Source organism: Streptomyces sp. GLSS-08 (assembly GCF_056387915.1).
Genome location: NZ_JBWJAQ010000001.1, coordinates 90,734 through 114,121 on the forward strand (window position 1 = coordinate 90,734; position 23,388 = coordinate 114,121).

8 protein-coding genes are annotated in these 23,388 nt (G+C 74.4%); 2 read left to right on the top strand and 6 right to left on the bottom strand.

Features of this window, described 5'->3' with window-relative positions; translation table 11 throughout:
* The first annotated feature begins 243 nt into the window (after positions 1-243).
* Positions 244-1,680, top strand: coding sequence for a flavin monoamine oxidase family protein (locus AC0ZLC_RS00365; RefSeq protein ID WP_476749789.1), 1,437 nt, complete (start codon positions 244-246; stop codon positions 1,678-1,680).
* A gap of 131 nt (positions 1,681-1,811) precedes the next feature.
* Positions 1,812-2,429, top strand: coding sequence for a TetR/AcrR family transcriptional regulator (locus tag AC0ZLC_RS00370; RefSeq protein ID WP_476750200.1), 618 nt, complete (start codon positions 1,812-1,814; stop codon positions 2,427-2,429).
* Positions 2,430-2,775: 346 nt separating this feature from the next.
* On the opposite strand, the gene AC0ZLC_RS00375 is transcribed toward AC0ZLC_RS00370, so the two are convergent.
* The 6 genes from AC0ZLC_RS00375 to AC0ZLC_RS00400 form a co-directional block, all read right to left on the bottom strand.
* On the bottom strand, positions 2,776-3,291 hold the full coding sequence (locus AC0ZLC_RS00375) for a hypothetical protein (protein WP_476749790.1): 516 nt from the start codon (positions 3,289-3,291) through the stop codon (positions 2,776-2,778).
* On the bottom strand, positions 3,288-3,821 hold the full coding sequence (locus AC0ZLC_RS00380; protein ID WP_476749791.1) for a flavin reductase family protein: 534 nt from the start codon (positions 3,819-3,821) through the stop codon (positions 3,288-3,290). The genes AC0ZLC_RS00375 and AC0ZLC_RS00380 overlap by 4 nt, the downstream gene beginning before the upstream one ends.
* 180 nt (positions 3,822-4,001) lie before the next feature.
* Positions 4,002-17,882 carry a type I polyketide synthase gene (locus AC0ZLC_RS00385; protein ID WP_476749792.1) on the bottom strand — a complete coding sequence of 4,627 codons (13,881 nt, stop codon included), beginning with the start codon at positions 17,880-17,882 and terminating at the stop codon, positions 4,002-4,004.
* 389 nt (positions 17,883-18,271) lie between these two features.
* Positions 18,272-19,861 carry an aspartate aminotransferase family protein gene (locus tag AC0ZLC_RS00390; protein ID WP_476749793.1) on the bottom strand — a complete coding sequence of 530 codons (1,590 nt, stop codon included), beginning with the start codon at positions 19,859-19,861 and terminating at the stop codon, positions 18,272-18,274.
* 281 nt (positions 19,862-20,142) lie between these two features.
* Positions 20,143-22,275 carry a BTAD domain-containing putative transcriptional regulator gene (locus AC0ZLC_RS00395; protein ID WP_476749794.1) on the bottom strand — a complete coding sequence of 711 codons (2,133 nt, stop codon included), beginning with the start codon at positions 22,273-22,275 and terminating at the stop codon, positions 20,143-20,145.
* 304 nt (positions 22,276-22,579) lie between these two features.
* Positions 22,580-23,374, bottom strand: coding sequence for an AfsR/SARP family transcriptional regulator (locus AC0ZLC_RS00400; RefSeq protein WP_476749795.1), 795 nt, complete (start codon positions 23,372-23,374; stop codon positions 22,580-22,582).
* Between the last annotated feature and the right edge of the window lie 14 nt (positions 23,375-23,388).

Consider the following 23,388-nt stretch of genomic DNA (forward strand, 5'->3'; position numbering starts at 1 on the left):
CGGACTGCGGCCGACGCCCTCGGGGCGTCGGCCGCTTCGCTTTCACCGGGTCTGTCAGGCAATGTCCCAGCGCTCACGGTGAATGGGGAGCGACGTGTTCCCGGTCTTGACGGAGGTAAACCCTCCAATTACCGCTCGGTGACCGATTCACGCCACTCATCCGCTTAGCTCTTCCTGGCCGAAACGGACTCTGTTCCGCTCCTCCATAACCGGTCGATCCATGCAAAAAGAGAAGGTTCGCCGATGAGTTCACGACCTGTTTCCACACCTCGGCACACCGCCGACGCGACGCCCGGACGCCGCCTGTTCCTCAAGGCGACCGGAGTCACCGCGCTGGCCGGGGCACTGGGCTCGATCCCGTATACCGGCTCCTCCGCCCACGCCGTGGACGAGGTGCTCCCCGACGTGCTCGTGATCGGCGCGGGATACGCGGGCGGCACCGCGGCCCGCGAACTGGCCGCCGCCGGACTGAAGGTGACGGTGCTGGAAGCACGCAACCGCATAGGCGGCCGCATATGGACCGACACCCTGGCCGGCCAGCAGATCGAACTGGGCGGTGGCTGGCTGAGCCCGGACCACCACCTGGTCGCCGCCGAAATGCAGCGTTACGGCCTGAGCAACGTGGGCGACGTGGCACCCACCAAGTCGATCATGCCTGCCTCCAACGGCTTCCAGTCGCTGAACCCGGTCGACGCCAACGCGCGGCTGGGTGAACTGTTCGAGCAGTTCTACGACGGCTCGCGGGAGTACTTCGCGCGTCCCGACAACCCGCTGTACCGGGCGGACCTGCTCCAGCAGTTGGACCAGCTCTCCTTCACCGACCGCATCGCCCAGCTCTCGATGTCCGACCTGGACAAGCAGTGGCTGGCCGGCTACTTCACGGCCTACACCGGAAACGAGAACAGCCGCCGCGCCATGACGTCGATGGCGCAGTGGTGGGCCCTGGGCGGCTGGACGATGGAGGGCTGGGAGAAGCAGACCGCCTTCAAGCCGGCGGGCGGCATGACGCAGCTGCTGCAGAAGATGCTGGCCACACCTGGCATCACCGTCCAGCTCTCCTCTCCCGTCGCCTCGGTGACCAGCACCTCGGGCGGCGTCGAGGTGACCCTGACCAGCGGCCGCGTCCTGAGGGCGGGCGCCGTGGTCGTGACGACGCCCGTGAACCTGTGGAAGACCATCCAGTTCAATCCGGGGCTGCCGAGCACGCACACCGCCGCGACGACCGAGGGCGTGGGGGTCTCCCTGGCCACCAAGATCTGGATGCAGCTGAGCGGAAGCGTGGACGCGGTCTACGCGCAGGGCACCGAGAACTCCGCCCTGCCGCTGATGATCCCCCAGAAGGAGCTTCCCGGCGGCGGTCGGCTGATGATCGGCTTCGCCGGTTCCTCCCTCAACGTGGCGGACAAGGCGGCCGTGCAGGCCGCGGTGCGCGCGTACATACCGGGTGCCACCATCGTCTCCTACCGTGCGCAGCAGTGGGGTGCCGACCGCTACGCCCGCGGCGGGTGGGGCCTGCGGCGCCCGACCCAGCTGCTGCGCCAGCTCCCGGCGCTGCAGCAGCCCCAGGGCCGGGTCGTCTTCGCCGGCGCGGACATCGCCTCCGGCTGGAACGGGGCCTTCATCGAGGGCGCCATCGAGACGGGCCTGCGCGCGGCGCGGCAGGCGGCCGCTCTCGTCTGATACCCGCCGTCCCCCGCGGGACGGCGTGCGGTCCACCGGCCGGCACGTCCCCCCGTCGGCCGGCCGGTGGGCTTCCCCGTGCAGCATCGGGCTGGAAAGAGCGCTCTACTGGTACCATGAACAGGGTGAAGATGAAGCCATCGGACGACACCGGTCGACCGTCAGCCGCCCAGGAGCCGGTGCCCGCGACCCGCGAGCGCATCATCCGGGCGGCCTCGCGGCTCATGCAGCGACAGGGCTACGACGGCACGGGCATCAAGCAGATCTCGCAGGAGGCCCGGGCCACGCTCGGATCTGTCTATCACTTCTTCCCCGGCGGGAAGCAGGAGCTGGCCCTCGCGGCCATCAGCCGCGGGGACCAGGAGTTCGTGGAGGAACTGCGGGCCGCGCTCTTCAGCGACCCCGATCCCTCTCGGGCGGTGATCGTCCTGACCCGGAACCTGTCCGAGAGTCTGCGCAGCTCGGACTGGATGGACGGCTGTCCCATCACGACCACCGCCCTGGGGACGATCGGCCGGATGCCGGACATCCAGTCGGCCGCCGCGGACGCCTTCGCGCGCTGGCGCGGGGTGGTCTTCGACCGGCTCCTGGAGTCCGGGATCCGGGAGAGCGACGCGCGGGACCTCGCCCATACGGTGATCAGCACGCTGGAAGGCGCCGAGCTGGCCGCGCAGGTCTCCCGCAGCAGCCGTCCACTCGAAGTGGCGGGCATCCACCTGTCCCGCCTGATCGCCTCCTACCGCCCGTGAGCTGACCGCCGCCCCGGCGGGGTGTGCGCGGGAACTCGGCACGGGAAGCCGGCCGGCCATGGCGGACCGGCCGGCTTCGCGCGTCCCCGGCGCCGGGACGACGTCCTCCCGCCACAGCCGGGGAGCGAGTCTTTGGCCGCGGCGGCCGGGCTCGCCGTGCCCGGGAGCCTTTTGGCGGCTCGGCGGCCGGGATGCGCCGCGTCCGGGGGCCGCTCGACGGCACACCGTCCGGGATCCACCGCATCCCATCGGCGGCGCGGCGGCCGGGAGTTGTCGGCGGGTGCGACCGGGCCGGTCGGTGCGGAGGGTTCCGTACCGACCGGCCAGGGGCGTCTGCCGCGTCCCGTCAGGCTGCCCGCGCCGAACCGCCTCGCGCCGTCCGCAGGGACTCGCCCAGCGCCCGCACCAGGTCGGCGGGGCGCACCGTGCCCGCCGGGAACCGCCGCGCCTCCAGCACCGTGAGCGCCGCGCTCTCCAGCAGCACGGTGTGGACCAGCGTCTCGTGTGCCGGGTCGAGTTCGTCCCGCGCCTTCGGCCAGGGCGGCGAGTGACGTGCCGGGGGGCGGACGGCGGCCAGCGCCTCGGCGAGAACCTGCCGCCCACGCCGCCGCAGCACCACCTGCAGCGCCACGTCCCGGCGCTCCGCGAAGCTGAGCACTCCGGTCAGCGCCGCGTCGAAGGAGGCCAGCACGGCGGTCGCGAACGCGTCGTCGGACCGCCAGGGGTCCGGCGCCGGGACGGTGGTGCGGGCGGGCCCGCCCGGCCCTCCCCTCGCCCTGGCCAGCCCCGCGTTGAGCGCCTCGACGAACAGGCGCCCCACCACGGTCTCCGGGTGGACGGGCCCGTCGCCCGCCTCGCTCATGACTGCTCCGCCTCGATCGAACGGAAACCGCCGTCGAAGAAGAGCAGTCCCGAACCGCCGTCGCTGCGCATGGAGTTGACCACCCGCCCGATGAAGATGGAGTGGTCGCCGGAGTCGTGGGAGTCCGACAGCTCACATTCCAGCCAGGCCGTGGCCCCGTGCAGCAGCGGCGCCTCGGTGACGGGCCCCGGCCGCCAGTCGAGACCGGCGAACTGCTCCGGCCCCAGCGGCCGCTTCTTGTCGGCGAAGTAGCGGGCCAGCGCCTCCTGGTCCGCGCCCAGCACCGAGACACCGAAGTGCCGGGCGGATCGGATGGCCTGGTGCATGACGGCGTCGTGCGCGACGCAGCACAGCACGGTCGGCGGGTCGAGGGAGACCGAGCTGAAGGCGTTGGCGGTCATGCCGTGGATGTGCTCGCCGCCGACACTCAGGACGATGACACCGGTCGCGAAGCGGGCCATCACCTCGCGCAGCGGAAGCGACTGTGCGGGTGTCCGGTCGACGGTTTCCTGGGCGGACAAGGACTGCATGGCGAACCCTTCGAGAGTTGGTGGGAACGGACGCGGGGGTGGCTGGGGCCGCGTCCGTCCTGTCGTGCCGGGGGCCGGCCGGCGCTATCGCCGGCCGGCCGGCCGGCCATCGGTTGTGGGCGGATGTCGGGCGGACGTCGTCGGAGAGTCGGGCGGACCTTTTCGGATGCCGGTCGGAGGTCAGTCGAGCTCGTCGAACAGGGCGAACAGCTCCTCGTCGGTGGCGGTGTCCAGATCGGCTTCCTTGGCGGGGCCCGCGTCATTACCGGTGTCACCGGGCACCGGGGCCGTCACGAGGGACAGCAGTTCGCGCAGCCGGGCCGTGATGCGCTCCCGGGCGCCGTCCGCCGGTGTCAGCGTGCCGATCGCCGAGCCCACCCGGTGCAGTTCGGCGAGTACCGCCTCGCCGGACGTACCCGCCTCGCCGGACGTGCCCGCTTCCCGTTCGACCAGCTCCGAGAGGTGCCGGGCGAGGGCCGTGGGGCTCGGATGGTCGAACACGAGGGTGGTGGGAAGCCGCAGGCCGACCGCGTGTGTGAGCTGGTTGCGCAGTTCGACCGCGGTGAGGGAGTCGAAGCCGAGGTCCTGGAAGGGCAGATCGGCGGTGACGGCCGCGGGGTCGCCGTGCCCGAGCACCGCGGCGACCTGAGCGCGCACGATGTCCAGCAGTGCGCTCTCGCGCTCCACCGGCCCCAGCGCGGCCAGTTGCCCGACCGGTGAGGCCGCCTCGTCCGAGGCGTGCCCCGCCGCGGCGGGGCGTCCGCGCCCGGCGGGCCGCGGCACCAGATCGCGCAGGACCGGCACGGCCCGCTCGCCCTGGCGGCGCAGCGCGTCCCGGTCGACACCGGTCAGCGCCACCACCGGCCGGGTGCCGGCCAGCGCGAGGTCGAACAGGGTCATGCCCTCTTCGGCGGACAGCGGCCGCAGCCCGACCCGCGCCAGTCGCCGCAGGTCCGTCTCGCCCAGGCCGGCGCTGATCGTGCTGGTGTCGGCCCACAGGCCCCACGCCAGCGACGTGGCGGGCAGTCCCAACGCGCTGCGGTGCTGCGCCAGCGCGTCGAGGAACGTGTTGCCGGCCGCGTAGTTGGCCTGGCCGGCGTTGCCGATGAGACCGGCGACGGACGAGTACAGCACGAACGCGGACAGGTCGCGGTCGCGGGTGAGCTCGTGCAGGTTCCACGCCGCGTCGATCTTCGGCCGCAGCACCGCGTCCAGCCGCTCGCGTGTCAGGTCGCCCACCACGGTGTCGTCCAGCACTCCCGCGGTGTGGACGACGGCCCGCACCGGGAACTCGGCCGGGACCGCCGCGAGCACATTGGCGAGCGCCTCCCGGTCGGCGGCGTCGCAGGCGGCGAACGTCACCTCGGCGCCGAGCTCCTCCAGTTCGGCCCGCAGCCGGGCGGCACCGGGAGCCTGGTCGCCGCGCCGCGACAGCAACAGCAGCCGGCTCGCTCCGTGCGCGGTGACCAGATGGCGGGCCAGTACGCCGCCCAGGGCGCCGGTGGCGCCGGTCAGCAGCACGGTGCCGTCGTCCCAGCGGAGTGCTTCGGAGCCGGTTTCCGAGGCGGAGGCGCGGGTCAGCCGGGGCACCAGGAGGCGCCCGCCGCGTATCGCGATCTGCGGCTCCCCCGAGGCGACGGCCGCGCGCAGCTCCGCCTCCTCGCAGCCGCCGGCACCGATGTCCACGACGGTGACGCGGTCCGGGTGCTCGGTCTGGGTCACCCGCAGCAGCCCCCACAGGCCGGCCCCTTCGAGGTCGTCGACCGGCTCGCCGGGTCCGGTTCCCACCGCCCCGCGGGTGCACACCACCAGCCGGGTGCCGGCGAAGCGGTCGTCAGAGAGGAACGCCTGCAGGAAGGTGAGGGCGTCGCCGAGCCGGGCCCGTGCCCGGTCGGGCAGATCGCCCTCGGCCGCCGCCCCCGGAGGTTCCCACAGCAGGGTGGCGGGCCGGGCGTCGGCCGCCGCCCGCAGGTCGGGCCAGGAGGTGAGCGACGCCACGGGGGGCGTACCGAGAGCGGCCCAGCCGGTGGTGTCCAAGGTGCCGTCCGGGACGGGCAGGGCCGACCAGGCCAGCGGGAGGAACCCGTCGCGTCCCGCGCCGGCCGCCCGTACCGCGTCGGCGGACAGCGGGCGCAGCACCAGCGAGCCCACGGTGGCCACCGGCACTCCGGAGCCGTCGGCCACCGTCAGTTCCGCCTCCAGTGTGTCGGCGGCGGTGTCCGCCGGCAGGCGCAGCCGTACGCGCAGCGCCGACGCCCCGGGGGCGTGCACGGTCACGTCGGACCAGGCGAACGGCAGACGGGCCGGTGCGGACTCGTCCGCGACGCCGGGCAGCAGGGGGTGCAGGGCGGCGTCCAGCAGCGCCGGGTGCAGCCCGAACCGCCCCGCGTGCGCCCGCGCTTCCTCGGGCAGGACGACCTCGGCGTACAGCTCGCCGCCGCCGCGCCACAGCCGTCGCAGGCCGCGGAACGCGGTCCCGTAGGCGTACCCCCGCGCGGCGAGGCGCTCGTACACCCCGTCCAGACCGATCTCCGTGGCGCCGGCCGGAGGCCAGACCAGCAGCCCCTCGGCGCGGCCGACCGCGGGTGCCAGCGTGCCGTGGGCGTGCAGCGTCCACTCGTCCTCGCCGGTGCGGCCGTGGATCTCCAGCGGACGCTCGCCGTCCGCGTCGGGGGCGCCCACGGAGACCTGTATCTGGACGCCGTCGTGCTCGGGCAGTACCAGCGGTGCCGCGAGGTTCAGTTCCCCGACCCGGCCGCTGCCGGCCTGGTCGGCGGCGCTGGTGGCCAGCTCCAGCAGTGCCGTTCCGGGCAGCAGCACCGAGCCCGCCACCGCGTGCTCCGCGAGCCAGGGGTGGGTCCGCAGCGACAGCAGGCCGGTGAACAGCACCTCGTCACTGCCCGCCCTGCGGACCGACGCGCCGAACAGCGGATGGTCGACCGCACCCAGGCCGAGACCGGCCGCGTCGCCGCTGCGCGGGGCCGGGGCGTCGAGCCAGTAGCGCCGGTGCCGGAACGCGTATCCGGGCAGCGGCACCCGGCGGGCGCCGGGCAGCAGGGCGGACCAGTCGTGCTCGCCGCCGCGCAGCCGCGCGAGCGCGAGGGCCGCGACGGCCGTCTCGGGCTCCGGCCTGCCCCGGCGCAGGGCCGGGACCAGCACGGCCGCCTCCTCGGTCAGGCCGTCACGGGTGAGGGACGTCAGGACGCCGTCGGGGCCGAGTTCGACGTAGTGGGTGACGCCCTGCTCCTGCAGGCACCGCACCCCGTCGTGGAAGCGCACGGCCTGGCGGATGTGCCGGGCCCAGTAGTCGGGTGAGGTCAGCTCCTCGTCGGTGGCGAGGGTGCCGGTGACGTCGGAGACGACCGGGATCGCCGGCGGCCGGAAGGTCAGCCGCGCGGCCGCGGACCGGAACGCGTCGAGGACGTCGTCCATGTGCGGCGAGTGGAAGGCGTGGCTGACGGTGAGCCGCCTGGTGCGGACCCGCTCGCGCTCCCACCGGGCGGCGAGTGCGTCGACGGCGTCGGCGTCTCCGGAGACCACCACCGCCCGCGGTCCGTTGACCGCGGCGACGGCGACCGTGCCGTCCTGCGCGTCGAGCACCCGGCGGACCTCGTCCTCGTCGGCCTCGACGGCGAGCATCGCACCGCCCGCGCGGGCCGACCGCATGAGCCGGCCGCGCTCGGCCACCAGCGCGGCGGCGTCGCCCAGGTCAAGGACGCCCGCCGCGTGCGCGGCGGCGATCTCGCCGACGGAGTGGCCAAGGACGAGGTCCGGCAGCAGCCCGTGGTGCTCGAACCAGCGGAACAGCGCCACCTCCACCGCGAACAGCGCGGCCTGCGTGAAGTCGGTGCGGTCCAGCAACGCGGCCTCGGCACTGCCTTCCACCGCGAAGAGGACGTCCTTGAGCGGCCGTTCCAGGGCGCCGTCGAGAGCGGCGCACACCGCGTCCAGCGCCCGGGCGAACACGGGTGCCGTCTCGTACATCTCGCGTCCCATGCCCAGGCGCTGACTGCCCTGTCCGGTGAACAGGAAGGCCGTGCGGCCCGCCGGGACGGCGTGGGAGCGCAGCACGCTGCGGCTGGTCCGTCCCTCCGCGAGGGCGTGCAGGCCGTCGAGGAGGGCGTCGCGGCCGGTGCCGACGACGACGGCGCCGTGCTCCATGAGGGACCGTCCGCTCGCCAGGGACAGGGCGACGTCGGCCGGTCGGAGGTCCGGGCGGGCGCTGAGATGGTCGTGCAGCCGTGCGGCCTGCGCGCGCAGCGCGTCCTCGTCCCGGGCGGTGACGATCCAGGGGACCGTCTCCGGAGCCGGGCCGGGTGCCGCGCCGGTCTCGGGCGGGGCGGGTGGCTGCTCGATGATGACGTGGGCGTTGGTGCCGCTGATCCCGAAGGAGGAGATGCCGGCCCGGCGCGGACGGCCCTCGGCCGGCCATGGGCGGGACTCGGTGAGCAGTTCGACCGCGCCGGAGTCCCAGTCGACGTGCCGGCTCGGCTCCTGCGCGTGCAGGGTTCTGGGCAGTACGCCGTGTTCCATGGCCTTGACCATCTTGATGAGGCCGCCCACGCCGGCCGCCGCCTGCGCGTGCCCGATGTTCGACTTCAGCGAGCCGAGCCACAGGGGGCGGCCGTCGTCCGGACGCTCCCGGCCGTAGGTGTTGAGCAGTGCCGTGGCCTCGATGGGGTCGCCCAGTGTGGTGCCGGTGCCGTGCGCCTCGACCGCGTCCACGTCCGCGGGGGTCAGGCCCGCCCCGGCCAGGGCCTGGCGGATGACCCGTTCCTGCGCGGGCCCGTTGGGCGCCGTCAGGCCGTTGCTCGCGCCGTCCTGGTTGACGGCCGAGCCGCGGACCACCGCGAGGACCTGGTGTCCCCGGCGCCGGGCGTCGGAGAGCCGTTCCAGGACGAGTACGCCGACGCCCTCGGACCAGCCGGTGCCGTCGGCGTCGTCCGCGAACGACTTGCAGCGTCCGTCGGGCGCGAGTCCGCGCTGCCGGGAGAACTCCACGAACGTCGTCGGCTGCGCCATGACCGTCACGCCGCCCGCCAGGGCCATGTCGCACTCACCGCCGCGCAGCGCGTTCGCCGCCAGGTGCAGGGCGACGAGGGAGGAGGAGCAGGCGGTGTCGACGGTGACGGCCGGGCCCTCCAGACCGTAGGTGTAGGCCACCCGGCCGGACAGGACGCTGGAGAGGTTGCCGGCGAGCAGGAACCCCTCGAACTCGCCCGCGTCGGCCGACGCCCGGACCGCGTAGTCGTCGTACATGGCTCCCGCGAACACGCCGGTGGGTGTGCCGCGCAGGGCGGCCGGGTCGATGCCGGCGCTCTCGAACGCCTCCCAGACGGTCTCCAGCAGCAGCCGCTGCTGAGGGTCCGTGGCCGTGGCCTCCCGCGGTGACATCCCGAAGAAGCCGGCGTCGAAGAGGTCGGCGTCGTGCAGGAAGCCGCCGTGGCGGGTGTAGCTCGTGCCGTTGCGGTCCGGGTCGGGGTCGTACAGGGCGGTGAGGTCCCAGCCGCGGTTGGCGGGGAACTCGCTCACCGCGTCCACGCCGTCGGTGGCCAGTCGCCACAGGTCGTCCGGTGAGGACACCCCGCCGGGGTAGCGGCACGCCATGCCGACGATGGCGATCGGCTCGTCGGCCGTCGCACGGGTCCGGGGCCGTCCCGCCGGAGCGGGCCGCTCCGCGGTGCTCGCCCGGGTCACCTCGGTCAGCAGGTGGTCGGCGACGGCGCGGGGTGTGGGGTGGTCGAAGACGAGTGTGGTGGGCAGGCGCAGGCCGGTGGCCCGGCCGAGCTGGTTGCGCAGCTCCACCGAGGCCATCGAGTCGAACCCGATGTCCTTGAACGCGCGTTCGGGTACGACGGCTCCCGACGTGCTGTGTCCGAGGGCCGCCGCGACCTGGGTACGGACCAGGTCCAGCACCGCCTCGGCGCGTTTGTCCCCGTCGAGCGCGGTGATCCGCCGCGCCCAGTCGGATCCGTCCCCGGCCTGGTCCGTGCGGCCCGCCGTGGCGCGGCGGGTCGCACGCCCGGGCAGCAGGTCGCGCAGCAGGAAGTGCGGCGGGCCCGACTCGGGGGGCCGCAGGGTGACCGGGGCGAGCACGGGAGCGCCGGCGCCCAGCGCCGCGTCGAACAGGGCCAGGCCCGATTCCGCGGTGAGCGGCGGCAGGCCGGACCGTCGCCAGCGGGCGCGTTCACCGTCGGTGAGGGTGGCGCCCATGCCGCTGCCGGTGTCCCACAGGCCCCAGGCCAGCGATACGGCGGGCAGCCCGCGGGTGCGACGGTGGTGGGCGAGGGCGTCCAGGAAGGTGTTGGCGGCCGCGTAGTTGCCCTGGCCGGGCGTACCGAGGAGACCCGACACCGAGGAGAACAGGACGAAGGCCGAAAGGTCGGCCCCGGCGGTCAGTTCGTGCAGATGCCGGGCCGCGTCGGCCTTGGGGGCGAGCACGGTGTCGAGCCGCTCGGGGGTCAGGGACAGCGCGGTGGCGTCGTCCAGGACCCCGGCGGTGTGCACCACGGCCGTCAGCGGGTGGGCGCCGGGGACGGAGTCCAGCAGCGCGGCCAGCGCGTCGCGGTCGGCTGCGTCCGCCGCGGCGAGCGTCACCGAGGCGCCCAGGGCGCGCAGTTCGCGGGCCAGTTCCCCGGCGCCCGGCGCGTCGGGGCCGCGACGGCTGGTGAGCAGCAGGTGCTGTACGCCGTACCGGCTCACCAGGTGGCGGGCGAAGAGCGCGCCGAGTCCGCCGGTGCCGCCGGTGACGAGGACGGTGCCGTCCGGGTCGAACCGGGGCGGTGCCGCGTCGGGCGCGGGGCGGGCCGCGGTGAGCCGCGGGGTGTGCGGTGTGCCGGAGCGTACGGCCGTCTCCGGTTCCCCCGTGGCCAGCGCGGCGGCCAGCGGCCGGGCGCCGGTGTCGGCGGGGTCGAGGTCGATCAGCAGCAGCCGGTCCGGGTGCTCCGAGCGCGCCGACCGGATCAGGCCCCACACGGTGGCGGCGCCCGGGTCGGCGATGTCCTCGCCGGGCAGCGCGGCGACGGCCCCGTGCGTGACGACCGCGAGCCGGGAGCCGTCGAACCGCGTGTCGGACAGGAACCGCTGGACGGCGTCCAGGACGCGGGTGAGCGCGGCGTGTCCGCCGTCCTGCCCGTCGTCCTCGCCGCCGTCCTGGGCGCGGGCCGCCCGCAGGACGACGACCTCTGCCGGTTCGGTGTGCGTGAGGTCCTCGCCCGCCTCCGTCCACGCGGGGACCGGCCCCTCCGCCGCGTCGGGGGCGGGGGTCCAGGTGAGCTCGTACAGGGAGCCGGCGGCCGGTGCGGTAAGCCGGTTCCTGGCCACCGGACGCAACGTCAGCGACTCGATGTCCGCTACGGGCGCCCCGGCGAGGTCGGTCAGCGACACACTGACGGTGTCGGTGCCGACCGGACGGATCCGCGCCCACAGTCCGGTCGCGCCGCCCGCGTGCACGGTGACGCCGGACCAGGCGAAGGGCAGGCGGATGGTGCCGTCGTCGTCCGCGGGCGCTGAGGCCAGCACGAGCGGGTGCAGGACGGCGTCCAGCAGGGCGGGGTGCAGCCCGAACCGCGCGGCCTGGTCGCGCAGTTCCTCCGGCAGGCGTACCTCGGCGTACGTGTCCGCTCCCTCGTGCCGTACCGACACCAGGTTTTGGAAGGCCTGCCCGTAGCCGTAGCCGAGGCCGGCGAGACGGGCGTAGGTGCCGTCGTCCGGTGCCGGATCGCCTGCCGCGTCACCGACCGGGTGCGGGTCGTCGGCCGGTGCGGCGTCACGGGTGTGCGCGGTGAGCGTTCCCGAGGCGTGCCGGGTCCAGGTGCGCGGGGACGTCTCGTCGGTGTCCGGCGCGGAGTGCACGGTGAACGTGCGCCGGCCCGTCCCGTCGGGGGTGCCCACGCCGACCTGCAGTCTTACGGCCCCGGACGCCGGCAGCGGCAAGGGCGCCTCCAGCGCCAGGTCCTCCACGTACGGCACGCCCAGGTGGTCGCCCGCGGTGACTGCCAGTTCGAGGAAGGCCGTGGCGGGCAGCAGCACGGTGCCGGCGATGACGTGGTCGGCCAGCCAGGGCTGCCCGCTCAGGGAGATCCGGCTGGTGAATACGGCGTCCCCGTGCTCGGCCAGGTCCACGACGACGGTGAGCAGCGGGTGTTCCGCCGCGTCCAGGCCGAGGCCGCGCGCGCCGGCGGCGGGCTGCGGCGCCAGCCAGAAGTGCTCCCGGTGGAAGGCGTAGGTGGGCAGGGCGACGGCGCTGCCCCCCGGGAAGAAGCCGGCCGCGTCGAGCGGGGCGCCCGCCGCGTACGCCCGGGCGATGCCCTCCGCGACGCTCCTGGTCTCGGGACGGCCGGCCCGCATCAGGGGCACGGAGGTGAACGCCTCGTCGACGGCGGCGCTCGCGAGCGGTGCCAGCACGGCGTCCGGGCCCGTCTCGACGACCACGGTGGCACCGCGCCGCCTCAGTTCGCGGGCGGCGTCGAGGAAGCGGACGGTGGCGCGGATCTGCCCGGTCCAGTAGTCCGGCGAGGTCAGTTCGGCGGCGGTGGCGAGGCGGCCGGTGACGGTCGAGACGACGGGCAGCGCGGGCTCGTGGTAGGTGAGCCCGGCGGCCACCGCGCGGAACTCGTCGAGGATCTCGTCCATGTGCGGGGAATGGAAGGCGTGGCTGACCGTCAGTCGTGACGTCCGGCGGCCCCGGGCGCGCCAGGCGGCGGCGATGTCCTCGGCGGCGGTGGCGTCCCCGGAGACGACCACGGAGCGCGGACCGTTGACGGCGGCGACGGCGAGCGCTTTCTCGCGGCCGGCCAGGTCGGCGAGCACCTCCTCCTCCGTGGCCTGCACGGAGATCATGGCGCCGCCGGGGGTGGCGGCCTGCATCAGCCGGGCGCGGGCGGCCACCAGGGCGGCGGCGTCGCCGAGGGAGAACACCCCGGCCGCGTGGGCCGCCGCGACCTCGCCGATGGAGTGGCCGGCCAGCAGGTCGGGGGTCATGCCGTGGTGCCGCAGGAGGCGGAACAGGGCGCTCTCCACGGCGAACAGCGCGGGCTGGGTGTAGCGGGTCTCGTCGAGCAGCGCGGCGGCCTCGCTGCCCGCCTCGGCGAACATCACCTCGCGCAGCGGCCTGGGGAGCAGCCCGTCGAACGCGGCGCAGACCTCGTCGAGCGCGGCGGCGAAGACCGGGTGGGCCCGGTACAGCGCGCGGCCCATGCCGGGGCGCTGGGCGCCCTGGCCGGTGAAGAGGAACGCCGTGCGCCCCTCCCCCGCGACGCTGCCCGTGACGAGGTCCGCGTGGTGCGGCGTGTCCTCGTCGGCGAGCGCCGACAGGGCCGCCAGACGCTCGGGCAGGCTCCCGCCGAGGAGCACCGCCCGATGTTCGAACGCGGTCCGTGTCGCGGCGAGGGACCAGCCCACGTCGGTGTCGTCGGCGTCGGGCGACAGGTGCCGCCGCAGGCGGTCCGCCTGGGCGCGCAGCGCCGCAGGCTCCCGCGCGGACAGCACCCAGGGGGTGGGGAACCGTACGTCGCCGGCGGTGTCCGGCTCCGTCACCGGCAGGCTCGCGCCCGCGCGGGGGGCGGGGCCGGCGTCCGTGGCGGACGCGTCCGGCCGGGGCCCGGTGGGCGCGCCGGCCGGGTCGTCGGAGGGCCGCGCGGGCGGCTGCGCGGGCGTCGGTACGGGCTCGTACTCCAGGACCACGTGGGCGTTGGTGCCGCTGATGCCGAAGGAGGAGACCGCGGCGCGGCGCGGCCGGCCGGTCTCGGGCCAGCCCCGCGCCTCGGTCAGCAGGCCGATGCTCCCCGCCGACCAGTCGACGTGCGGGGTCGGTTCCTCCACGTGCAGGGTCCGCGGCAGGACGCCGTGCCGCATGGCCTCGACCATCTTGATGACGCCGCCCACCCCCGCGGCGGCCTGGGCGTGCCCGATGTTGGACTTCAGCGAGCCCAGGTACACCGGTTCCCGGTCCGCGCGGCCGCTGCCGTAGGTGGCCATGAGCGCCTCGGCCTCGATGGGGTCGCCCAGTGTGGTGCCGGTGCCGTGGGCCTCGACGGCATCGACGTCCGCGGGGGTCAGGCCCGAGTCGGCGAGCGCCTGACGGATGACCCGCTGCTGGGCGAGACCGCTCGGGGCGGTGAGTCCGTTGCTGGCGCCGTCCTGGTTGACGGCGGAGCCGCGGATGACCGCCAGCACCGGGTGGCCGTGGCGGCGGGCGTCGGACAGGCGCTCGACGAGCAGCATGCCCACGCCCTCACCCCAGCCGGTGCCGTCGGCGGACGCGGCGAACGACTTGCAGCGGCCGTCGGGGGCGAGGCCGCGCTGCCGGGAGAACTCCACGAACATGCCCGGCGAGGACATGACGGCGGCGCCGCCCGCGAGGGCGAGGCTGGTCTCGCCCGACCGCAGGGAACGGATCGCCAGGTGCAGCGCGACCAGGGAGGAGGAGCAGGCCGTGTCCGCGGTCACCGCGGGCCCGATCAGCCCGAGCTGGTAGGCGATGCGGCCCGACATGACGCTGGCCGTGCTGCCGGTCAGGACGTGCCCCTGCACGCTCTCGGGCGCGTCCTGCATCCGGGGCCCGTACTCGAGGGAGGTGGCGCCGACGAAGACGCCGGTGCGGGTGCCGTGCAGGTCCGCCGGGAGCAGTCCGGCCCGCTCGACGGCCTCCCAGGCGGTCTCCAGCAGCAGCCGCTGCTGCGGGTCCATGCCGAGGGCCTCGCGCGGTGAGATGCCGAAGAAGGTGGCGTCGAACTCGCCGGCTCCGGTGAGGAACCCACCGTGCCGGACCGCGCTCTTGCCGCGCCGCTCCGGGTCGGGGTCGTAGATGTCGTCGTCCCATCCCCGGTCCCCGGGGAAGGGCGCCACGGCGTCGACGCCCTCGGACACCAGCCGCCACAAGTCCTCGGGGGAGGCGACACCGCCGGGGTAGCGGCATGCCATGCCGATGACCGCGATCGGCTCGTCGGCGTCCGCGTCCGCGGCGCCGTCGGCGGTTTCCGCGGCGTCCTCGCCGAGCAGTTCCGTCTCGATGAACGCGGCCAGCGCGCGGGGGGTCGGGTGGTCGAAGAGCAGCCCGGTGGGCAGGCGCAGTGCGGTGGCCTCGGCGAGGGCCACCCGCAGCTCCGTCGTCATGAGGGAGCTGAAGCCGAGCTCCTGGAACGGCGTCTGCGTGTCCAGGGGTTCGTCGCCCCGGTACTGGAGCACCGCCGCGATGTGGGCGGTTACCAGTTCGTCCACGGCGTGCCTGCGGCCGGCCGGGGACATGGTCCGCAGCCGCTCGGCGAACTCGCCGCCGGGGCGCCCGGCGGGTGCCTCACCCTCGGGTGCGTGTGCGGCGCGGGGGGCGGCACCCGGGATGTCCTCGCGCTGCTCGGCGGGCGGCCGCCCTCCGCCGTCGTCCAGCCAGTGACGGGTCCGCTGGAACGCGTAGGTCGGCAGATCGATGCGCCGCGCGCCGCTGCCGCGCAGGATCTCGCCCCACTCCACCGGTGCGCCGTTGACGTAGGCGGTGGCCAGGGCAGTGAGGAGGGCACCGGTCTCCGGGCGGTCCTGGCGGAGCAGCGCGACCGCGGTGAGGTCCTCGGCGCTCTGCCGGGCCAGCGGGGCGAGCACCGCGTCGGGACCGATCTCGACGAGCGTGGTGACGTTCCGGGCGTGCAGGGTGCGCACCGCGTCGGCGAACCGGACGGTGCCGCGCAGCTGGTCGGCCCAGTAGTCGGGGGTGCGCAGCTCGTCGCCGTGGGACAGGGCTCCGGTGAGCGTCGAGACGACCGGGATGCGCGGCGCGTGGTACGTGAGCTTTGAGGCGGCCCGGCGGAAGTCCCGCAGGATGCCGTCCATGTGCGGGGAATGGAAGGCGTGACTGACCGTCAGCTGCCGGACGCGCCGGCCCCGCACGCGCAGCACCTCGGCGACCTCCGCGGCCTCGGCCGCGTCACCTGCGATGACGGTGGACCGGTCGGCGTTGACCGCGGCCAGCGCCAATTGCGGGCGCTTCGCGATCAGTTCGGCCACCTCGGATTCGTCCGCCTCTACGGCGATCATCGCTCCGCCGCGTTGCGCGGACTGCATCAGCCGCGCCCGCGCGGCCACCAGCGCGGCGGCGTCGGGCAGGTCGAGCACCCCGGCCACGTGCCCGGCGGCGAGTTCGCCGATGGAGTGTCCGGCGACGAAGTCGGGGCGCAGCCCGAACGACTCGGCCAGCCGGTGCAGCGCGACCTCGACGGCGAACAGGGCCGGCTGGGTGTTGACCGTGTCGTCCAGGCCCTGTCCGGTGCGGATCACCTCGGCGGGCGAGACGGGCAGGTGGTCCGAGAGCGCGGCCGCCACCTCGTCGAACGCCTCGGCGTACGCGGGGAAGGCCGAGTACAGGCGCATCCCCATCCCGACGCGCTGCGCGCCCTGGCCGGTGAACACGAAACCGACGGGGCCGGGACGGGCGATCCCGGTCACCACGGCGGGGTCGACCCGCCCCGCGGCGAGGGCTTCGGTGCCGTCCAGCAGGCCGCGCGCGTCGGGCGCCAGGACGACGGCGCGGTGCCGCAGGGCGGCGCGGGTGGTGGCCAGGGACCAGGCCACGTCCGCCGGGTCGGGCGCGATGTCGCTCGCGAACGCGTGCAGCCGCGCCGCCTGGGCGCGCAGCCCGGCCCGGCCGGAGCCGGAGACCACCCACGGCAGCACGCCCGGAACGTTCCCGGCGGTGCCGGACAGATCGTCGTCCCCGCCCCCGGCGGACGTGCCCGAGGCCGTGCCGTCCTCGGCGGTCCTGGCGGTGGCCGGGGCTTCCGCGAGAATCACGTGGCAGTTGGTGCCACCCATGCCGAAGGAACTGACGCCCGCCACCAGTCGGTGGTCGGCGCGCGGCCAGGGGCCGGCCTGCGTGCGTACGGTCAGCCCCAGCTCGTCCAGCGGGATGGCGGGGTTCGGCGTGTCGAAGTTCAGGCTCGGCGGCAGCAGGCGGTGGTGGATGCTCAGCAGCGTCTTGACGAGTCCTGCGATGCCCGCCGCACCCTCCAGATGACCGATGTTGGTCTTCACCGAGCCGACGTGCAGCGCGTCGCCCCCGGTGCGGCCCGCGCCGAGCTCCGCCCCCAGGGCCGCTGCCTCGACGGGATCCCCGACCGGCGTGCCGGTGCCGTGCAGTTCCACGTACTGGACGTCCCCGGCGGCCACACCGGCCTTGGCGCGGGCGGCCCGCAGCACCTCCCGCTGCGCCTCCGCGCTGGGGACCGTGAGGCCGGCCGTGGCGCCGTCGTTGTTGACGGCGCTGCCGAGGATGACGCCGTAGACCCGGTCCCCGTCGGCCACCGCGGTGCTCAGCGGCTTGAGGACGACCACGCCGGCGCCCTCGCCGGGCACGAAGCCGTTGGCGCGCGCGTCGAAGACGTAGCTGACGCCGTCGGGGGACAGGGCGCCGAACCGCTCCTCGGTCACGGTGTGCTCGGCGAGCAGGTTGAGGTTCACGCCCGCGGCCAGCGCGGTGGTGGACTCTCCGCTGCGCAGGCTCTCGCAGGCCAGGTGCACGGCGACCAGCGACGAGGACTGGGCGGCGTCGACCGTCAGGCTCGGGCCGCGCAGCCCCAGGTGGTAGGAGACGCGGTTGGCGATGACGCCCCGGTTGACCCCGGTCATCGTGTGCTGGGTGACGGCCGCACTGCCGCGCTGGTAGAGGAGGCTGGTGTAGTCGTCGCGCAGGGTGCCGACGAAGACCGCGGTGCGGCTGCCCCGCAGGGACGCGGGGACCAGGCCCGCGTCCTCCAGGGCCTCCCAGGCCAGTTCGAGGACGATCCGCTGCTGCGGGTCCATGCCGGACGCCTCACGGGGCGAGACGCCGAAGAAGCCGGCGTCGAAGGCGTCCACGGCGTCGAGGAAGCCCCCGCGCCGCACCGCCGCCGCGGCGGGGTCCGGGAAGCGGCCGGCGGGCACGTCGGTGATGGCGCTGGAGCCGCTGGCCAGCAACTCCCAGAAGCCCGACGGGTTGTCGGCGCCCGGTAGCCGGCAGGCGAGACCGACCACGGCGATCGGCTCGTCGCGGTCGGTGCCGTGTGTGACGCTCGCCGGAGCTTGCTCACTCGTCATGACGTTCCGCTGCCCTTTCATAGCTGAATTCCCGGAATTACCGGGGGAGGTGTTACGCGGTGGCCCGCACCCGGCGACGCGGCCGGCCCTCGGTTCCCGCCGGACGCCGGTCCTCCGCCGACCGGCGGGACCTGTGTCCCGCCCGGCCGGACCGCCCGGCGTCCCGCCCGGCCGGAGGGCCCTGTTCCGCCCGGCCGCGCGTGCGTACGGCCGTCGCGTCCGCGGGGCCGTCGCATCCGTATGGCCGTCGCATCCGTATGGCCGTCGCTTCGGTATGGCCGTCGCACGTCAGGCCGTCGCGTCCGTCGGGCCGGTCGGAGCCGCGTCCTTTCCGGCCGGCCTGTGCCGGCGCGCCGCCGGCCGTTCTCCTCGGTGCCGGGCCGGCCGACTCAGGCCGGGACGGCGAGCCGGTCGGACGCCTGGTCCCGCACGATCAGGCAGGCATCGCTCAACGCCCCCTCCAGGAGCTTGATCTCCTCGTCGGTGAGGAGGAGGGAGGGCTCGAAGCGCAGGGTGTGCACCGCGCTGGCGGTGGGGAAGGTCCGGATCCCGTGCGCGTGCAGCAGGTGTCCGGCGATGACGTACCCGAACAGTCCGGAGCGTGCGGCCTCGGCGAGCCGTGGGTCCCGCGCCCGGGTCTGGTCGTGGAACTCGAAACCCTGCATCAGGCCCCGGCCGCGCACCTCCCTGACGACATCGGGGAACGCCGCCCTGACCCGTTCGAGCATCGCGGCGAGCGCCTCGCCGCGCTCCGCCGCCTGCCGGTAGGCCCGGCCGTCGTCCGCCTCCAGCAGCTCCAGCACCCGGAGGGCGATGTGGCAGGAGAAACTGTCCTTGGCGAAGGTGGAGCTGTGCACCAGCTCGAACTCCGGCCGGTAGCGGGCCTCCCGGACCAGCATCACCGACGCCTTGGCGATGCCGCCGCCCAGGGCCTTGGCGAGGGCGTAGTAGTCGCCGCGCAGGCCCAGTACGGCGCTGGCGAGCAGGGCGCCGGTGCGCCCCATGCCGCTCTGCACCTCGTCGATGACCAGCGGGCAGTCCGCCTCCCGGCCGAACTCCTGGATCTCCTCGGCGAACTGGCGGGACAGCGGCCTGATGCCGCCCTCACCCTGGATCGGCTCCAGTACGAAGGCGCAGTACGCGGGGTGACCGCGCTCGGCCAGCTCGACGCGGCCCGCACGGTGGCGGATCTCGTAGAGGGTGCCGCGTTCCTGCTCCAGGATCTCCTTCAGCGCGTCGGGGCGGTCCATGGGCACGAAGCGCGTCCGCACCCCGAGCGCCGCGAAGGGGGCCCGGTAGCCCTCGTTGTGGGTGAGCTGGACGCTGCCGATCAGTTTGCCGTGAAAGCCGCCCTCCAGGGCCAGCAGCACCGGTGCCCGCCCGGCGACCTCGGCGTTGCGCCGGTCGGCCTCGGCGATCAGCAGCTCGACACCGTCCTCGTCCTGCTCCGGACGCGGCACCCCGAGCCGCTCGTACACGGAGGCGGGGACCGCCGCCTCGCCGGCCAGCACCGCCACGCGCGCGGACTCGGCGCCGGCCGCGATCTCGCTCATGACGGCGGACAGCCGTGCCACGCGGTCCAGTTCGGCGTGTTTCACGGCGGCTTCCACAGCCTCCGCGCCGCTGTTGGCGAAGGTCGCGTAGTAGGGCTCGTCGACGCCCAGTTCGCGGTGGATGATCCGGTTCAGCTCGGCGGCCAGGCGGTTGGCGTACGGGTGGGAGGAGAACTGGGCGTGCACGGGCGAGTGGGCGTCGAGAAGTCCGCGGGCGCAGGCGACGATCTCGGGGTGGTTGTGTCCGAGGATCAGGGAACCGTAGCCGCCCGCGAAGTCGAGCACGGGCGTCAGGGAACCGTCCTCGGCGCGGCGGCGCAGGGTGTTGCCCTCCGCGGACACGTACTCGACGTCGAGTCCGGCGGTGGCCAGCAGTTGGCGCAGGTGGGGCTCGGCCAGTTCGGGTGCAGCGGTTTCCGAAGTCATGTCGCTCCTTGTCGTCACGACATCCTGTGCCTGGGCGCACCAGTGGGCAGTCACGGTGAGGTCATCGGGAGCACCAGCCGCCTGATTACCGCGCGATGGACTTCCGCTTCCGGTACGGGACGGCCTGGACCGGGGGCGGGGAGGCGAGGGCGAGGGGCGGCCGGGCAGCTCCGCGGCGGCCGGGCCGTGCGCCGCGGAGGGGGCGGGCCGGCGGCTGCGGGCACACGTCGTCGCGGACCGGCGCTGGCGGCCGGCCCGCGACGAAGACGGGGGGTGAGCGGTCAGTTGCTGGCGGCGGAGCGCAGGAACTGCGCCAGATGCTCGGTGGTGACGCGCTCGGGGTGGTCGAGGGTCACCGTGGTCGCGTGGTGCATCCCCCCGCACCACGACGGCCGGCGGAGCAGCAGCTCCGGGCCCGCGGCGGCGACCACGAACAGCCGGCTCGGGCCGGCGGACCCGGCGCATTCCTCGATGGCGTCCAGCACGCGGTCCGAGGCACGGTGGAGGTCCTCGACGGCCAGTACGACGGGTCGGCGGCGCGCCACCTCCTGGAAGAGGGTGCGCCAGGCGAGGAGGGTGTCGGCGAGCCGGTCGTCCTCGCCGAAGGCTCCGGTCGGTTCCGCCGCGCCGACCACGAGCGGTGCGAGCCGGGACACGATCCAGTCGGCGGTCCGCTCGGACCGGAACAGGGACCGCACCTTGCCCGCCAGGGCGGCCGTACCGTCCTCCTCCGGCCGCACCCCGCAGTAGGCGGACAGCATGTCCGCCTGGGCCTGCAGCGGGTCGTCGTCGGGCGCCGAGGGGGTCCGCCCGGTGAGGAACAGCGCCGCGTCGGGCTGGTGCGCGGTCCACTCGCGGAAGTCCTCCAGCAGCCGGCTCTTGCCGCTGCCCGCCTCACCCAGGACGGTGACCACGTGCGGCACCGAGCGGTGCCAGGTGCGGCGCACCAGGCCGCACAGCACGTCGAGTTCGCACGTCTGCCCCTCGCCCTCGACGTCCACCCGGTCGGTGCCGGAGTCCCGGCGCCCCGTCACCCGCCACAGGCGGGAGGCGTTCTCCACCTTGCGGTAGGCGATGGTGCTCGCGGTGGCGAGGCGTACCTCGTCGTGGACCCACACCTCTCCGAAGGGCACGCCGGAGAGCAGCGCGTGGGACTCGTCCAGTACGGTGCCGACGACGGTCGGCGCGTGGCCGGGGTCCCGGTGGCGCAGCAGCACGTCGCCGGTGGTGACCGCCGCCTGCACGGTCAGCTGGCGCGGCTCGGCCCCGACGTCGAGGATGTCGCGGATGGCGAGCGCGGCGAGAACCGCCCGGCTCACGTCCTCCTCGGCGGGGTCGTCCAAACCGAACAGGGCCAGGGACACCGACCCTATGGAGGCCGTCACCTGCCCGCCGAAACGCTCGATTTGCTCCCGGACCATCAGGCCCGTTCCGTCCAGGAGGTCGTCGAGGTTCTCGCGGGCGCCGCCGCCCAGTGAGGGAGCCAGCCGGGTGCGGACGGACAGGATGCCCACCCGGCGGCGGGCCGGGTCGGCGACAGGGAGCGCTCCCACCGTGTCGTTCGAAGGCATCGGCCGGGGCGCCGAGGTGATGAGCGCCGTTCCCGCGCGTACGCTCCCCTGGGCGACGGGGCGGGCCCCGCCGTGGCCGAGCGGGTCCGGCAGCGGGCCGCCCCGGCCCGGGGAGAGCGACAGGTCCTGGGTGAGGATCGCCCGCTGCAGGTCCTGCAGCTCGCGGGCGGGTTCCAGGCCCAAACTCTCGACGAGTTCGGCGCGTACGCGGGTGTACGTGTTGAGCGAGTCGGCCTGCCTGCCGCACCGGTACAGGGCGAGCATCAGCTGGCCGCAGGACCGCTCCCGCAGGGGCTCGGCCTGAACCATCGTCTCCAGCTCCGGCAGGATCTCGTAGTGCCGTCCGCAGTCCAGTTGGGCGTCGAAGTAGTCCTCCATGACGTCCAGCCGCGTCTTCTCCAGCGCCGCGAGCTCCGGCCAGTCGATCCCGGCCTCCACCAGGTCGGCGAGGGCGGGTCCGCGCCACAGTCCGAGCGCCTCGCGCAGCAGTACCGCCGCCTGCTCCGGCTTCCCCTGCAGGCGTTGTTCGCGCCCCTGGGTGACCCGGTGGTGGAAACGGTGCACGTCCACGTGCTCGGGCGCCACCCGCATCATGTAGCCGGCGGGCTGGGTGAGCAGCGCGGGGCCCGTCTGCGCGTACGTGTGGGGTTGCGCGGAGACGGCTCGGGGGGAGAGCAGTCCGCGAATGCCGTACACCGCGTTCTGAAGGATCTTGCGCGCCGTCGTGGGAGCGTCGTCGACGCCCCACAGAGCGCTCAACAACTGGCTGACCGGCACCACCCGGTTCGCGTGCAGTAACAGGAATCCGAGCGTGGCGCGCTGCTTGGTACCACGCAAGACCACCGGTGTGTTCTGATCGAGAACTTCCAGCGGGCCCAGTATTCGGAACTGCATTGCTTCCCCCTTCGGTACAGCACGGGTTTCCACGCGATGGCTCGGACTCGGGAAGGGTCGTCGGACAGCTCCCGTCACGAAGAAGATCCGGAATTCAGGGTGAGCTGGTCCGGTCCAAGCCCGCACAAAGGACGTACAAAGCAGGCTCACAGGCATGCGACGGTCCGTCGCCGCCTGAGCGGCCCGCCGTGGTGACCGTCCCGTGGCGCCGTTGCTCACGGGCGGTTCCGCCGAGGGCGGAGGCGCGCGTTCTTCAGGCGGCCCGGCGCATCACCGGGCGGGGGGCCGCGAGGGTGGCCGAGTCGAGGATCTCCGCGTGCAGGTGCCGCAGATCGGCGGAGGGTTCCAGGCCCAGTTCGGCCCGGAGGATGGCGTAGAGGTTCTGGTACGCCTGGAGCGCCTCGGCCCTCCGGCCCACCCGGTGCAGCGCCCTGATGAGCTGGCCGTGGAACCATTCGTGCAATGGGTACTCCTCGACGAGGGCACGCAGGTCGGGGAGCATCTGCCGGAGGCGTCCGCGGGCGTCCGCGATCTCCACGCGCAACTCGTGGGCCCGGATGCGCAGTTCCTCCATGCGGACGGTACGGCCCGCGAGGACCACCCCGACCGGCAGGTTGCTCAGCAGGGGGCCCCGCCACAATGCCAGGGCCTGGGTGACGTGGTGGGAGGCGGCGTCGAGGGTCTGGCTGTCCAGCTCCGACTGGGCGCGCCGGACGAGCAGTTCGAAGGTGCGGGCGTCGACGTCCTCGTCCGCCACGTCGAGCCGGTAGCCCGGTCCTTTGGTCACCAATAACTGGGGGCCGGATGGGCATGCCCGTATGTCGGCGAGCATCCTGCGCGCGTGGTACACGTGGGTCTGCAGGGTGCGCGGTGCGCCGGCGGGCGGGTTCTCGCCCCACAGTTCCCTGATCAGGGTGTCGGTGGTCACGGCGGTGCGGGGCTGGAGCGCGAGGACGGCCAGGAGCCGGGAGACCTTGGGGGCTCTGGGCGCGTGGATCTTTCCGTCGTCGGTGACGAGTTCGAAAGGACCGCTGAGCCTGAATTTCACAACACACGCTCCTG

Bases quoted from the DNA above. Each gene is read 5' to 3' on its own strand.
- AC0ZLC_RS00380 (WP_476749791.1), bottom strand. From the start codon at position 3,821: ATGCAGTCCTTGTCCGCCCAGGAAACCGTCGACCGGACACCCGCACAG.
- AC0ZLC_RS00375 (WP_476749790.1), bottom strand. From the start codon at position 3,291: ATGAGCGAGGCGGGCGACGGGCCCGTCCACCCGGAGACCGTGGTGGGG.
- AC0ZLC_RS00385 (WP_476749792.1), bottom strand. From the start codon at position 17,882: ATGACGAGTGAGCAAGCTCCGGCGAGCGTCACACACGGCACCGACCGC.
- AC0ZLC_RS00365 (WP_476749789.1), top strand. From the start codon at position 244: ATGAGTTCACGACCTGTTTCCACACCTCGGCACACCGCCGACGCGACG.
- AC0ZLC_RS00390 (WP_476749793.1), bottom strand. From the start codon at position 19,861: ATGACTTCGGAAACCGCTGCACCCGAACTGGCCGAGCCCCACCTGCGC.
- AC0ZLC_RS00370 (WP_476750200.1), top strand. From the start codon at position 1,812: ATGAAGCCATCGGACGACACCGGTCGACCGTCAGCCGCCCAGGAGCCG.